Origin of the sequence: Alteromonas ponticola (assembly GCF_012911815.1) — a bacterium.
GTDB classification, from domain to species: domain Bacteria; phylum Pseudomonadota; class Gammaproteobacteria; order Enterobacterales; family Alteromonadaceae; genus Alteromonas; species Alteromonas ponticola.
Genome location: NZ_JAATNW010000002.1, coordinates 459,014 through 474,658, shown reverse-complemented (window position 1 = coordinate 474,658; position 15,645 = coordinate 459,014). Strand labels below are relative to the sequence as shown.

Sequence of the window (15,645 nt, the reverse complement as noted above, 5' to 3'; positions counted from 1 at the left end):
AGAGTCGCTAAAAATCTGCGAGGTGCAAGGTGGTGGCAATCTTTATTATTAAGGCTGAACAAGATGCACTGGGGGACATTTATTGGTTTCGCAACAAATAAAGGTACACCCTCCATTCGCTACCCTATCTTTACCCACTTGGCTTATGTCGTATCTTGCCGCCTACTGTCGTTGCCATCTTAGAGATGAATCGCCTGTCCGCATTATTATTCATTATAGTTCGCGGGTGTACAACATAGCTATTTTAGGAAATAAAATCAATCTTCAACCAATTTACCGCCACGTTAAATTTTGCAATAATTTTATTATTATTTAAATTCAATAGGTTATGTTTTGCCTGCTTTTCTGTCAAAAACTCGAAATTCATTACGTTAGGATGTTTATCCTAAATTTTTATAATTTAAAGTGCTTTTAACGTGAATATTTATGAGTCAACTATTCACAAATATTTAACAAGCAACCTTGCGGATAAATTTTATGACGTTTTTATACGCCAAATTTAGACGCAATCTATGAAGTCCTGATAGGATAAGCCACCTGATTTTGCAAGACTGATTCTAGATGCATCAAGATTCACCTAAAGATTCATGGGCAATTCGCTTTGCCCAATTCGTTCAGCGCTTCGGTACACTTAAACTGAGCATTGTCTTTGTGCTGGTTACATTGATCGTTACCTTAGGCGGCTCATACATGATTCGAGTCAGTCTGGGCAGTGATGTTGACCCGGATGATTTTATCAGTGCGGTTATATTGACCATGCTCTCAGCACCTTGGGTACTGTTTTTTTTCAGTGAACTGGTAAAGCAACTTGAGACCTCACGCACTAACCTGAAAGAAGTGGTTTCTCAGCTTGAGAAGCTGCGTGAAGAAGATGTGTTTTTAAACCGCGAGTTACAAAATAACATCCGCCAGCTTAACTACGAGATAGAACAGCGACGGTCAGCCCAGGAAGAGCGCGAGGCCGTTTTTAAGGATTTAGAAAAAGAAATTCAGGATAAGTCAGAACAGGAAGAGCAGGCGCGTCGTCTTTCAACTTTGCTTCGGTCAATTATCGATGCATCACCGGATCTCATTTATTACCGCAATGAAGAGGGACGTTTCGCCGGATGTAACCGGGTGGCAGAAATGATGACCGGTAAATCTGAAAAAGAGCTGCTGGGTCTTACACCCCACGACGTTTACGAAGAAGATCTTGCCCGTCAGGTAGTAACCAGCGATCACGAAGTGTTCGAAACCAACGCCAGCATTACAGAAGAGCTTTGGTTGCGCTTCGCCGATGGACGTCGTCGTTATTTTGAAATGCGTAAAGTGCCGTTTTTCGACGCTGATGGTAAGAGGCTGGGCTTATTAGCCTTTGGGCGTGATATGACCGAACGCAAAATTGCCGAAAATGCTGCGGCCAAAGCCAGCACAGACAAAACCCGTTTTATCGCCACCATCAGCCATGAATTACGCACACCGTTAAATGGCATTGTGGGGTTAAGTCGCATGTTGCGTGACACCGATTTAAGCGAAGAGCAATTCAGTTGGGTCAGTACTATTTATGCCAGCGCCATCACCCTGGGTAATATTTTTAACGATATTATTGACCTGGATAAGCTGGACAGGGATAAATTGGAACTGAGTTTAAAAACCGTTTCATTGAAAGATTTTACCGAAGAGTTAAGCAGCATCATTCGCCTGCTGGCCGCAGATAAATCACTCAACCTTATTACTACCATTAATGAACCCTTGCCGCAGCTGGTGGAAGTAGATGGTACGCGCTTACGTCAGATCCTATGGAATATTTTGTTTAATGCGGTGAAGTTTACCCAAAAAGGCCAGGTCAGCTTAACCGTGACTGCCACCAAGCCACACAAGGATATATCGCTGGTGACGTATGTGATTGAAGATACCGGGGTAGGGATCCCTGAAGCAGAACTGGATAAGATTTTCGCCATGTATTATCAGGTGGATCACCCCGACCATCAATCTGCCACCGGAACCGGCATAGGTTTAGCTATTTGCAAACAAATGGTTGAGCTGATGAAAGGCGAGATCCGCGTCAGCAGCGAAGTGGGCAAGGGGACGCGCTTTGAAATTGAGCTACCTCTGCAAATTTCCAAGCGGCCAATGCAAGTAGAAAAGCTGCAGGTAACCGACCTCAACATTCTATTGGTAGAAGATATTGAGCTGAATGTGATGGTCGCAAAAGCCTTATTAGAAAAGCTGGGCCAACGGGTAGATGTGGCCATGACCGGAACGGAAGCCATCGAAAAAGTCAGAAAAAATCAGTACGACTTAATTTTATTGGATATCCAGCTTCCCGATATGAGCGGTTTTGACGTTGCCAGTACGCTGCACGAAGAAGATTTAGTGATGCAGACACCCATTGTTGCACTCACCGCTAATGTCATTAAAAAACGTGAAGAATACCTGCAAAACGGCATGGACGACATTATCGCCAAACCCATTAAGAAAAGCCGTGTAATTGAAGTGTTCAATGCCCTGTTTGCTGACCCGATGACGCTGAGAGTCAGCGATAGCAGTGAATCCAAGCGCGATGCGGCTAAGTCACTGAACAACATTCTAGACATGGATTTGTTGCAAATGCTGGTGGATACCATCGGTGAAGACATGATCCGCGCAAGTGTCAAAGTGTTTCAAGACAAAATGCCAGAATACATGGATATTTTACTCTCAAACTTAAGCGCAAATGAAAAAGATGAAGTTTGCGCGCAGGCGCATAAGATTAAAGGCGCCGCCGGCTCTGTGGGGCTGGCGAGAGTTCAGCGTATCGCCAATCAGATCCAACAGGGCGACCATCCTGCCTGGTGGCAGAACGTGCATGACTGGGTAGAGGAGCTGCAAATGGCCGTACCCCATGACATGAAATCACTCAATGAGTGGCTGAACGAGCAGATGGTGGATGATTAAGTCATACCCCCATCCATTTTTGATGCTATTGGGGGTAATGGATAACATCGATAAATTTGCACGTGCCAGATTTGGCCTCATAGCCGTGAGGTTGATCTGCCGCTAACACAAATTGTTGATTTTCACTGATGCTGCGCCACTGACCATCACTTAATACAGCTAGCTCGCCGCTTAACACATGAATGTGCTCAGTTACACCATTGCTGTGTGCTGGCGATAATTGCCGATGGTGATCGCTAAGCGTAATGGCAAAGACTTCAAAAGACGTTACCGGTGAAAACGGGAACAGCGTTTCAACCGCCATACTAACATCATCCTTAAAATTATGTTGGTGAGGCGATGCGCTGCCTTGATCTAGCAGCGATGAAAACGAACAGTTCAAGCCTGTGGCAATTTTCCATAATGTTGCAATGGTAGGACTGGATTCTTCTCGTTCGATTTGGCCCAGCATGGCTTTCGATACACCGGTTGCTTTAGCCGTGCTGTCCAGACTCCAGCCTTTTTCCTGTCTGCGAGCTTTTAAATTTTTAGCGATATATTCAGCAATATTTTCGTTCATAAATGTCCATTGTGCGTTATAGCGCACGATGCTATATTCAATTGTGCGCTATAACGCACAATGGCCGTAAAGCTTACCCAAACTCAGCACAAATTGCTACATCACCTTAAGGAGCCCACATGCCTCTTCGAATCAGCCATATTTCAGCGGGGCTAACTGCAGTTGTTGTCGGCTATAGCAGTGCTGTGGTCATTGTGATTGAGGCAGCAACTGCGGCCGGAGCCAGTGCCAGCCAGGTCATCAGCTGGCTTTGTATCTTAGGACTCGGTATGGGTGTTTCCTGTATTGGGCTGAGTCTTTACCATCGTATGCCCGTCGTTTCGGCCTGGTCGACCCCTGGCGCGGCTTTTTTAATCCTCGCGGTTCCAGGGTATTCTTTGCCAGAAGTCACGGGGGCGTTTATCAGTTCCGCGCTGATCAGTATTGCGGTAACCCAGATAAAACCGTTGCTCAAGATGATTGAACGCATTCCGCCAGCGCTTTCTTCAGGGATGTTGGCAGGCATACTTTTACCCTTTTGTCTGACAGTATTCGTGCAAGGGAATGAAGATCCTGCATTAATGGCGGCATTTATTGGTGTTTATCTGCTGGGGAGCTTTTACTTTCCACGTTACGTGATGCTCGTATTGTTGGTTGCAGCTGGCTGCGCTGGTTTCGTATTAAACCAAGCGCCGTTGACCTTTGCACCTTTTCAGTCGCCAACACTGATTTGGGTAACGCCCGAATTTTCATGGGCGGCGACACTCAGCCTGGCACTACCGTTAAGTTTGATTACCATGTTATCGCAAAATCTGCCAGGCTTAGCCATATTGCACAGCCATGGCTACCGCCCACCTTCAGCCGGCCTGTTAAATTCGGTCAATGCAACGACATTGATCAGCGCTCCATTTGGTGGCTTTACATTTAATCTGGCTGCGATCACGGCGGCTATCTGTATGGGCGATCATGTGGATAATGATAAACAGCAACGCTTTTGGGCAGGGGTAATGGCAGGCGTATTTTATCTGCTCGCAGGCACGTTTGCAGCCAGCATCGTGTCCTTATTCACTCAGCTTCCACAGCTAATCATTCATCTGTTAGCCGGACTCGCTTTAATTGGTACGCTGCAGGCCAGCTTAGTAAAAATGATAAATGATGAGCATCATCGTCATGCGGGAACGCTCACATTTCTCTGCAGTGGGTCTGGCCTTACCATGATAGGACTGGGTTCACCGGTTTGGGGATTGATGTTGGGGGGCTTAATCGTCGCATTTACCCACGTACGCAGTGAGATAAAGCCGACACAGAAGGGAGCTCACTCGAACTAATGAATTTCACCATGCTAATTTGTGCATTGTTTATCATACACCGACAAATTCGTCTCGTTTTAACAAAGGGTATCTTGAACTTTAACCTGTAAATCTAACGCAATTTCAAGTAGTTTATGCTCTGGGAAAATAACCATAAATAAAAAAGAGCATTCTCTATGGAACAAACAAACTCCTCGCTGGTCCAGCGGCTTCTCAATAAGGTTGAAATCTGGGGGAATAAACTTCCTGATCCCGCAGTGCTATTTATCATTCTACTCGCCACGGTTTGGGCGTTGTCCTGGGCCTTGTCTGGTGTCGATTTTGATGTGGTCGATCCGCGAAATGGTGAGCCATTACGGATTAGCAATCAATTCTCTGGCGAGGCGCTCACTCAGTTAATGTCATCTATGGTAACCAACTTCGCGCATTTTCATCCTGTTGGGGTGGTGTTGGTTGCCATGCTGGGTATCGGCATCGCAGAATATTCCGGTTTTATCAATGCTGGTTTGCGCGCCTTATTATCTGTGACCGCAAAGTGGTTACTGACACCAATGATTATTCTTATTGGTATTGTCAGCCACTCGGCTGTTGATGCCGGTTATGTATTGGTGATTCCGCTTGGGGGAGTAATTTTCTACGCCGCAGGTCGACATCCGTTAGCCGGTATTGCTGCGGCTTTTGCTGGCGTGTCGGGCGGTTTTTCAGCAAACTTTGTTCCTTCGGCACTCGACCCCATGTTGCAGGGGATTTCTCAGGCCGGTGCACAGTTGCTGGACCCTACAGTCATTCTTAACCCGTTAAACAATTATTACTTCACCGCAGCATCCGCCATTGTGGTGACATTGCTGGGTTGGTTTATCACCGACAAGCTGGTCGAACCTAAGTTGAAAAATAACCCAATTGACGGCGACATGTCTGATTTGCCGACGATGGAGCCTCTTCAAGACGATGAGCGTAAAGCATTACGGTGGTCGTTGTTGGCGGTGGTTCTGGGCATTGTTTTCCTGTTTGTTACGGCGTCTCTGGAGACATCGCCATGGCGTGGTGATGATGGTTCGTTAACTTCGTTTTCTGCACCACTAATGCAGTCAATTGTGCCGCTGATTTTTCTTTTGTTCCTTATCCCTGGGCTGGTATATGGTCTGATTATCGGTTCAATCAGAAACTCCAAACAATTTGTTGAGGGCATGACGAAAGCCATGCAGGGCATGGGATACTATCTGGTTATCATGTTTTGTATTGCGCAGTTTATTTATGCATTTGGACAATCTAACCTCGGTATTTTGTTGGCTGTGCAGGGTGCCGATTTCTTACAGGCCATGCAACTGCCTGCAGGCATAACGATTACCGGCATTATATTGCTAACCGGTTTAATCAACTTATTTGTTGGCTCCGCTTCGGCAAAATGGGCTTTGTTAGCACCAATTTTTATTCCTATGCTGATGCAATTAGGAATATCCCCTGACCTGGCGCAGGCGGCTTACCGTATCGGTGATTCCAGTACCAATATCATCACGCCGTTGATGCCTTATTTCCCATTGGTTGTAGTTTTTTGTCAACGCTACGTAACCAATACCGGGATTGGAACGCTAACGTCCATGATGCTGCCATTCTCCGTGAGTTTCCTGATTGTATGGACATTGTTCCTGGTGCTTTACTGGACCCTGGGCATCCCACTGGGAATTCAGGCATCGTATGAGTACAGCATGCCGTAATATTTCAAAGGCCCGATTTACCTCGGGCCTTTTCTATTCTTAAGTGCGCTTATCTTCCCTTCAGAGCTCGCTAACAGGTTTTCTAAAACACACCTTTTTATCGGTTTAAAAATATCTGTGCATAAGAGGTAAACTGAAGCAATGACACTGCTTTCCCGCGATGAGAAGCACTGTGTAAAAAACATTCGCATTTTAAATATCCTCAGCTACAATGCGCCGTTTTCTGAGCGCACATTAATGTAGATTGATTTAGATGTCTCTCTGAAACAATGACTCACTTTTTTGGGATAAATAGCTTGTCAAACATGCTCGCAAACGTAATCAATCTCCCTGCTCAACATGATAACAGTCATTTATTTGAGCTGATCGCGCAGGATATCGAGACCAAGGGATTTAGTATTCGCCCTGGTGCCTTACCAGCCTTAATCGCTGAGTCGTTATTGTCCCACCAACTGAGCCTGAATAGCGCGAAGTACCAGGATGCCGGGATAGGGCGTGGCGAAGACCAGATCACTAACCGTTTTGTCAGAACCGATGAAATTTGCTGGATCAACGGGGAATCTGACGCGGGTAAACGTTGGCTTGATTGGGCCAATGAACTCAAGAACTATCTCAATCGAAGATTGTTTCTGGGCTTATTTTCGTTTGAAAGTCATTTCGCTCACTACCCGCAAGGAGCGTTTTACAAGCGACACGTGGACTCCTTTAAAGGTAACACTAACCGGGTGCTATCACTGGTGACCTATCTTAACTCCAATTGGTCTAACGATGATGGCGGTGAGTTGGTGCTGTATCAGGATGAAACTGATCACGTCGGTACGCGCGTGGTGCCATTGATGGGCACGCTGGCACTCTTTTTAAGTGAAGATTTTCCGCACGAAGTACTACCTGCTGCGCGAGACCGCTATTCTGTAGCCGGTTGGTATAGAGTAAATTCCTCGATGACGGATAGGGTGGACCCACCACGTTAGTGGCACAACACTATCGTAGCCTCAAGATAGCAGTGCCATTTTCACGTTTAGCCTTTCTAAGCGGCCAACGCTGACCGCCACGCAGCGATTTGTTCGTGTATCACAGAACGGCGTGTAACCCTTTTGCGCCCGTTCTGTGTTATAACTAGTCCGCAATGAATCAATGTAAGCAGCATAGCAGATAAGCTAAACAGCAAAGACCGCAGGGTCATCGCCTTTTTATTGTATACCCGGCTGCAATTTTCCATGCATTTTCTATTATTCGCCGTTAGGAGTTTTATGACGACCGAAACCTCGAAGTATCGCCGTGATATGGGCACACTCGGTGTGTTATTCATTGTGGTGAATGGCCTAATCGGCGCGGGTATATTCGGGCTCCCCGAAGCACTGCATAGTGCCGTGGGCACCTTTGCACCCTGGCTGCTCCTTATTGGTGGAATACTGGTGATGGCGATCGTGGTCTGTTTCTCAGAACTGACGAAGTTAACTGACCGCTCGGGTGGACCGCAGCGTTATGTGGGGGATGCATTTGGTGCCTATCCGGGGTTTGTGGTGGGCTGGACTTTTTATGCAGCGCGCCTGATTAGCCAGGGGGCCAACGTACTGGTGATGGCAGCTTATGCGGCAGCGCTGTGGCCAGTGCTCGAAGAAGGTATAGCAAAAATTATTTTTATCGTTTCTGTGCTCGGAGGACTTACCTTTATTAATGTAATTGGCATTGGACGAGTGGTGGTTGTGCTGGGCGCAATGACTGTATTTAAATTATTGCCCCTGCTCTTGCTCACCGTGGTGGGTCTCAGTGCGGCCCACCATGCAGGCCCCATTGTTTTACCCGAATTCAGCGCGGTTGAAGGCATGGCATTAGCAGCCCTTTACGCTTTCGTTGGCTTTGAAAACGCGACGATACCGGCGGGAGAAACGAAAAAGCCACAACACGCGATGCCACGTGCCCTGATGGCTGGCCTTGCCGCGGTGACGTTATTGTATTTTGGGCTGCAATGGGCTTACAGTCACAGCACAATTGCTGGGACTGGCGCTGATGCACCATTGACCGCGCTGGCGGGCGAATATGGCGGCGACATTGGAGCAATATTAATCGGCGCAACGATTGTGCTAAGTGTGCTAGCCAATCTTACTGCCGGGCATACATCGGCAAGCCGCATACCGCCGTCGTTGGCTGACGATGGCCTGCTTCCTGCCTGGTTCGGTAAGGTGTCGCGTTGGGGAACGCCGGCCAATTCAATTGTTTTTTTTGGTGTTTTGGCGATCCTGATTTCGCTGTGGGATAATTTTCTGGCACTCGCAGCGGTGAGCACGCTGGCGCGGTTATTGGCCTACATAACGTCAATTGCTGCGCTGCCAATTTTGCGTCATCAGGCTGGTTTAGCTGCGTTTAATCCGACTATAGTAGTGGCTGCGCCCGTTGCCTTGTTCCTTAGCTTGTGGGCAACAACCCAGACCAACGTCACACAATGGCAGGCGCTTGCTGGCTTTGCCATCGTGGGAACACTGCTATTTTTCATCGCGCGGCGAAACAACACAATCGATTAACACCATTGTGGCGCGGATGTATGCTCGGTGCAGTTAAGATATCGATGCTGATTAATTTACGTTTTTTGAAGCAACAAGGCATTTGAACATGCTAATCACTTAGGCGTCTGTAGGTCATTCTACGCTAGGATGCAAATACTATGGTTTTGGTCCAATTCCCGCGCTCGATAGTTAACCGACTCAGGCTGGTCTAACCTCATATCCAAAAGCCGACATCAACCCAAATTAGAGATTTGAATCGACACGCTCTCGATATGTAAGTCACTTTACGGTTAGAGAATTTCTTTCTACCGCACTTCCTCTAAGTATGACTAATTCAATATCCTGCCAGGCTTCAACGTTTGTGAGAGGATTGGTGTTCAATAATAGCAAGTTAGCAACCTTGCCCTGTTCGATAGTTCCGTAGTCAGCAGCCATGTTAAATTGTCTCGGTCCATTTATTGTTGCCGCGTCAAGAATCATTTTCAACGACATTCCCGCCTTTTTCATGTTTAGCAACTCGTGATACGTGGATAACCCGGGCGCTGCAGCATATGATGGACTGGAAGGAAAATCAGAGGCTAAAAGTAAAGGGTAGTTGGCCTCAGCAAGGTAGTGTGTGGATTGCAAGGCGCGATTATATCCGTATTCAAAAATTGTATAAATTTCTGATGCATCCATGCCATCTGGAAAATCGCTTTCAAGTTCACTTTTAAACCATCTGCCTGCAGCGGTTTCAAACCACAGTAAAAGCGGTTTGGGTAACACCAAAGCGCGTTCTTCTTGTGATGCTAACTCAACTGCAAACATATCTTTGAGTGCCTGCATAACCTGAATGGTTGGCATATAAGCCGCCTTTTCGGCCATCAATTTGTCAAGGGTCTCAGCCACAGGCGGTGCCCCTTTATCTTCTGGCCACTGCCAGTTCCACAAGCCATGCGCAAAAACATCAACCTTGTGTTTTAAAGCATGCTGATACATATCAATAGCATTCGCATGAGCAATCAATTGCAATCCATGTTTCGTCGCTTCCTCCCTTACGCTTGCGACTGTTTTATCTAGCAACATCGGCCAATCAGAAGCCGCACCAAAGCCGTCCTCAAAATATAATTTTATGCAATTAGTTCCGGTTTTTGCAATTCTCGCAACCACGGTCTGCGGAGTATGTTCGCTTGGCGGTTTCGATGCGGGAAGGGAATCATTTATGCGGGGCTCAATAATGAAAAAGTCAGAATGCATTAGCGTGTGTTCAGCATCTAAATCAGGATAACCGCCAACAACAGGAATGGGTTGGCAACTGAAAAAATCTGGGTGAATAGCATCTTGCGTGAAAATTTCTTTGCCGTGGCTAGCACCTAAATTCAGAACCTGGGTAATACCATAATATAAAAAGCTTTTTGGTTGTTGTTCCAGGTAAGCGGACACGAGTTCTGGGTGTTGCTTTGCCTTTTCACTGTCAATGAACCCGATGCCAGGAATACTGCCAACATGGACGTGACTATCCATCAATCCATAGGTCAAAAATTTGCCCTTTCCCTCAACCCTGGTTGCATTTTCGGAACGGGGAGAAAGTGGCTCACTAGAAACCGACACAATGCGATCATTGATAACCCGCACAAACTGGTTTGCTTTGGCGCTGTCCAGATGGGAGGAAATAATCGTCACATCTTCAATAATTAATTCATTGGCATTGACTAATTGAAGTGTACCTAATGCTAAAATTACGATAAGTCGATTAACTTTGAACACGTTGACATCCCTTTATTCGGTGATTTTTTAACGTATTACATGTGGCTGAATATAAGAAGGGCCTACATAGCAATTTTTGCAACAAATTGTTTCTTGGCTAGTTTTAGATTCTAGTGCGTGTCAAAGCGATTTGCTGATTCAAATGAATCTAAATATCAAGGGACAAACTCTGGTTACAGCACTTGATACTAATGTGCTGAACAGTTGTTCTCACAGCTGTTTTCAACTAACTTTCTCGCCTCAGTCAACAAAACAGGATTCGCATGATGAAGGGCATCGAGTGCTAAATTCAACCAATACAGATAGTCATTAAAACGGCTAGGTTGATAAACAACGACGGTTTCCGCCAGGGTGACAAGCTCTGCCAGAATGAGCGTTTGAAGCTCTCCCGATGCCTTTTCCACGCCAGTAATATCAAACCGCGATAATGCATCAAGATCCGCAGTCAACGGTATATTCAACGCTGCAACCTGTATAATTAATTCAGCTATATCACGGCCAAATTGTTCTTCTATTTCAAGAGCATCTGTAAAATTAAGTGAAAGTTGACTGTGCAACCATGCACACGCTAACAGAGTTTTGCTATGAGATATCTGAGTAAGTTTATGTGCAACGGCTTTAGGATGATTGATAAACGCTTGGCCGGAGTAGGGAGAAAACAACCCAGCGAAGGCGAAACGTCGTGCGCTAAACAATGCAGCTCGCGAAATTAAGGGATCTTCAAGCAAAATAGTTTGCATAACATTTCCTCATCAGGTTGTTATTGGCAGTATGTCAATCTGCGCTTTATTCTTTGCCTGTATGCAAGCAGGCTGACGTCCTTTTCTGATGCTGGGTTTAAGTCTACTAAATTGATCGCTGAGGGCAACGTTTAATTTAGATTGTTTTGAATGGATATGGTGCATTTCTATAAAAAAGTGGAAGAAAGGTCGGCGTCGTATTGTTAAATGACGCCGACTCCACTTTTAGTCGGTAATGGGAGGGATGCGAACCTGACCTTCCATTAACACACGTGCACTTCGACTCATGATCACCTTTTCCACTTGCCAGCTATCACCGTCTTTCATAGCCGCGGAACCAACCTGTAACGTACCTGAGGGGTGGCCAAAGGTAACTGACTCATTGACGTCACCGCCCGCAGCCTGGTTTACCAGGGTGCCAGGAATAACCGCGGCGGTGGCGATGGCAACCGCTGCTGTACCCATCATTGCATGGTGCAATTTACCCATTGACAGCGCGCGTACACACAGGTCGATATCATTTGCCGATACCTCTTTGCCACTGGATGCGATATAAGTCGTTGCCGGACTGACAAAAGCAATTTTAGGCGTGTGCTGGCGGGTCGCTGCTTCACCTAAATCATTGATAAGGCCCATTTGCAAAGCTCCGTGTGCGCGGATCGTTTCAAAACGGGCCAATGCCTCTGCATCACCGTTTATATCATCCTGCAGTTCGGTGCCTTTATAGCCTATCGCTTCAGCATTAACAAAAATTGTGGGAATACCGGCATTGATGAAAGTGGCTTCAAGGCTCCCTACACCGGGTACATCGAAGGTGTCACTTACATTACCAGTGGGGAACATGGCGCCTTCTGCATCAGCTGGGTCAATAAATTCAATCTTTACCTCTGCAGCAGGGAAGGTGACACCGTCTAATTCAAAATCCCCGGTTTCTTGCACTTCACCGTTAGTAATGGGGACATGGGCAATAATCGCTTTTTGGATATTAACCTGCCAGATACGTACTTCTACCATACCATTTTGAGGAATGCGGGCCCGCTCAACCAAGCCGTTATTGATGGCGAATGCGCCCACCGCGGCGGTTAGATTTCCACAGTTGCCACTCCAGTCAATATGCGCTTTATCAATTGCTACTTGACCGAACAGGTAGTCCACGTCATACCCTGCTTTGTCGCTTTTTGCCAAAATCACCGTTTTACTGGTACTGGATGTGGCACCACCCATGCCATCAGTGTGTTTCTGATAGGGATCGGGACTACCGATAACGCGCAGCAATAAATTGTCACGATAGTTACCGGCCCGTTGGGCCTTGACCGGTAAATCCAGCAGGTGAAAGAACACGCCCTTGCTTGTGCCTCCGCGCATGTAAGTCGCGGGAATTTTAAGTTGTGGAGCAAATGCCATAATGAAAAAACTCCAAGTTGTGTATCTGTAACAAATTCCAGATACCCTGAATATAAAAGCCTGCAACGAATTTGCAGGCTCAATTTGAGTTACCGGGAAACGCGCTGGTTACGCGTTTTCTGCCTCTAAAAAGTCCTTCGCAAAACGTTGCAAAACACCACCTGCACTGTAAATACTGACTTCTTCAGCGGTATCCAGACGACAGGTTACAGGGACTTTTTCAGTTGACCCATCAGTACGATTTATTACCAGTTCAAGGGTTGCGCCGGGCGCGGGTTCTCCTGACACATCGTACGTTTCGGTCCCATCCATATTTAGAGTATTGCGTGTGGTTCCCGCTTTGAACTCAAGCGGCATAACACCCATCCCAATCAGGTTGGTACGGTGAATTCGTTCAAAACCTTCTGCCACAATGGCTTCTACCCCAGCCAAGCGTACCCCTTTAGCTGCCCAGTCACGCGATGAGCCCTGGCCGTAATCGGCCCCGGCAATAATGATCAAGGGTTGACCACGTTCCATGTAGGTTTCAATGGCTTCCCACATGCGTACAACTTCACCTTCTGGCTCAATTCGTGCCAACGAACCTTGCTTGACCTCACCATTTTCGAGCACCATTTCATTAAAGATTTTTGGGTTCGCCAGTGTCGCACGCTGCGCGGTGTGATGATCGCCACGGTGCGTTGCGTACGAATTAAAGTCTTCCTCAGGCAAGCCCATTTTGGCCAGATATTCCCCGGCTGCGCTGGATGCCAGGATTGCATTGGAAGGGGATAAATGGTCAGTGGTAATGTTGTCACCAAAAATAGCCAGTGGGCGCATACCCTTCAACGAGGGTGCCTTTGCCAATGCGCCTTCCCAATAGGGCGGACGACGGATATAAGTACTGGTCTCACGCCATTGATACAGCGGTGATAAATCCTTGCCATATTCCACTTTTAAATCGAACATGGGCTCGTAAACCTTGCGGAACTGCTCAGGTTTAACATGTTTGCTAACAATCTCATCGATCTCGGCGTCAGAAGGCCAGATGTCACTTAAGGTTACCGGATTACCTTGCTCATCATTACCCAGCACATCTTTTTCAATATCAAAACGAATGGTGCCGGCGATAGCGTAGGCAACGACCAGTGGCGGCGATGCCAGAAACGCCTGTTTGGCATAAGGGTGGATGCGTCCATCGAAGTTACGGTTACCGGAAAGTACTGCGGTAGAATACAAATCCCGCTCGATGATTTCTTTCTGAATGGCAGGGTCGAGCGCGCCACTCATGCCGTTACAGGTGGTGCAGGCAAAACCGACAATACCGAAGCCTAAGCTCTCCAAATCTTCCATTAAATCGGCTTCTTCCAGATACAATTGCACGGCCTTAGAACCCGGCGCCAGCGATGACTTCACCCACGGTTTACGCATTAAACCTTTGCGTTTAGCGTTACGTGCGATCAAGCCAGCCGCAATCACATTGCGGGGGTTACTGGTATTAGTACAACTGGTAATGGCCGCAATAATAACGGCACCATCTGGCATTTTGCCTTCTTCCTGTTCGATAGGCTTGCTGATCCCCTTGCTGCTTAAGTCGCTGGTCGACAAGCGTGCGTGGGGATTAGAAGGGCCCGCCATATTGCGACCGACACTGGATAAATCGAAGGTTAATACGCGCTCGTATTCCGCCGATTTCAAGTCATCGGCCCATAGACCAGTCTGTTTGGCATAGTTTTCTACCAATGCAACCTGCTTATCATCACGGCCTGTTAATTTTAAATAATCGATGGTTTGTTCATCGATATAGAACATGGCCGCCGTCGCACCATATTCTGGCGTCATGTTGGAAATGGTTGCACGGTCGCCCAAGGTAAGATGGGAAGCACCCTCACCGTAGAATTCCAGATAAGCAGACACCACGCGCTCTTTTCGCAAAAATTCAGTTAACGCCAGTACGATGTCGGTTGCGGTAATTCCCGGCTGCGGTTTGCCGGTAAGTTCTACCCCAACAATATCGGGTAAGCGCATGTATGACGCGCGACCCAGCATGACACTCTCAGCCTCCAGACCACCGACACCCACAGCAATAACGCCAAGCGCGTCAACATGCGGAGTATGGCTATCGGTTCCGACCAGGGTGTCCGGAAAGGCAACCCCATCTCTGGCGTGCACAACCGGTGACATTTTTTCCAGATTGATCTGGTGCATGATGCCGTTGCCAGGGCCAATTACATCAACGTTTTTGAATGCTGTTTTCGTCCAGTTGATAAAGTGAAAGCGATCATCATTACGACGATCTTCAATGGCACGGTTTTTATCAAAGGCATCTTTTTCAAAACCGGCGTGCTCAACTGCCAGCGAGTGATCAACAATCAACTGGGTAGGTACCACAGGATTCACTTTAGACGGATCGCCGCCCTTTGCCGCGATGGCATCTCGCAATCCGGCCAAATCGACAAACGCGGTCTGGCCTAATATGTCATGGCAAACAACGCGCGAAGGAAACCAGGGAAAATCGAGGTCACGTTTACGATAAATAATTTGCTTTAATGAATCAGTCAGCGCTGCTGGATCGCATTTTCTTACCAGGTTTTCTGCGAGTACTTTGGAGGTGTAGGGAAGCTTATTGTATGCGCCTGGCTCGATGGCTTCCACAGCTTCGCGGGTATCGAAATAATCCAGAGAGGCACCGGGAAGCGGTTTGCGATAATCGGTGTTCATGATGATATCCTGTTTCAAATGAGAAGAAGGCCAGACATGCTGGTCTGGCCTTTAGGTCTTGGCTGTTCAGTT

10 protein-coding genes are annotated in these 15,645 nt (G+C 47.1%); 5 read left to right on the top strand and 5 right to left on the bottom strand.

Going from position 1 to position 15,645, the window contains the following annotated elements; genetic code table 11:
- Positions 1-561: 561 nt before the first annotated feature.
- On the top strand, positions 562-2,916 hold the full coding sequence (gene arcB / locus HCJ96_RS04600) for an aerobic respiration two-component sensor histidine kinase ArcB (protein WP_169209857.1): 2,355 nt from the start codon (positions 562-564) through the stop codon (positions 2,914-2,916).
- A gap of 25 nt (positions 2,917-2,941) precedes the next feature.
- Here arcB and HCJ96_RS04595 read toward each other — a convergent pair whose 3' ends face one another.
- On the bottom strand, positions 2,942-3,475 hold the full coding sequence (locus tag HCJ96_RS04595) for a helix-turn-helix domain-containing protein (protein ID WP_211162681.1): 534 nt from the start codon (positions 3,473-3,475) through the stop codon (positions 2,942-2,944).
- Between the two features lie 119 nt (positions 3,476-3,594).
- Between HCJ96_RS04595 and HCJ96_RS04590 the strand changes: the two genes are divergently transcribed.
- The 4 genes from HCJ96_RS04590 (at position 3,595) to HCJ96_RS04575 (ending at position 9,001) form a co-directional block, all read left to right on the top strand.
- A complete protein-coding gene (locus HCJ96_RS04590) occupies positions 3,595-4,782 on the top strand; it encodes a benzoate/H(+) symporter BenE family transporter (RefSeq protein ID WP_169209856.1) in 1,188 nt (395 codons plus the stop codon).
- A gap of 158 nt (positions 4,783-4,940) precedes the next feature.
- Positions 4,941-6,479: an AbgT family transporter gene (locus HCJ96_RS04585; protein WP_169209855.1), complete on the top strand. Its 1,539-nt coding sequence runs from the start codon at positions 4,941-4,943 to the stop codon at positions 6,477-6,479.
- Between the two features lie 305 nt (positions 6,480-6,784).
- Positions 6,785-7,450, top strand: a complete 666-nt coding sequence (locus tag HCJ96_RS04580) for a 2OG-Fe(II) oxygenase (protein ID WP_169209854.1) — start codon at positions 6,785-6,787, stop codon at positions 7,448-7,450.
- A 279-nt stretch (positions 7,451-7,729) separates the two neighbouring features.
- Positions 7,730-9,001 carry an APC family permease gene (locus tag HCJ96_RS04575; RefSeq protein ID WP_169209853.1) on the top strand — a complete coding sequence of 424 codons (1,272 nt, stop codon included), beginning with the start codon at positions 7,730-7,732 and terminating at the stop codon, positions 8,999-9,001.
- A gap of 261 nt (positions 9,002-9,262) precedes the next feature.
- Here the strand turns inward: HCJ96_RS04575 and HCJ96_RS16510 are convergent, their stop codons facing one another.
- The 4 genes from HCJ96_RS16510 to acnD form a co-directional block, all read right to left on the bottom strand.
- Positions 9,263-10,729, bottom strand: coding sequence for an amidohydrolase family protein (locus tag HCJ96_RS16510; RefSeq protein WP_169209852.1), 1,467 nt, complete (start codon positions 10,727-10,729; stop codon positions 9,263-9,265).
- 188 nt (positions 10,730-10,917) lie between these two features.
- Entirely contained in the window at positions 10,918-11,469 is a 552-nt protein-coding gene (locus HCJ96_RS04565; protein WP_169209851.1) for a hypothetical protein, read from the bottom strand.
- A 225-nt stretch (positions 11,470-11,694) separates the two neighbouring features.
- Complete coding sequence (gene prpF / locus HCJ96_RS04560; RefSeq protein WP_169209850.1) at positions 11,695-12,873, bottom strand: 2-methylaconitate cis-trans isomerase PrpF; 1,179 nt, start codon at positions 12,871-12,873, stop codon at positions 11,695-11,697.
- A 108-nt stretch (positions 12,874-12,981) separates the two neighbouring features.
- Complete coding sequence (gene acnD / locus HCJ96_RS04555) at positions 12,982-15,573, bottom strand: Fe/S-dependent 2-methylisocitrate dehydratase AcnD (protein ID WP_169209849.1); 2,592 nt, start codon at positions 15,571-15,573, stop codon at positions 12,982-12,984.
- Positions 15,574-15,645: the final 72 nt, after the last annotated feature.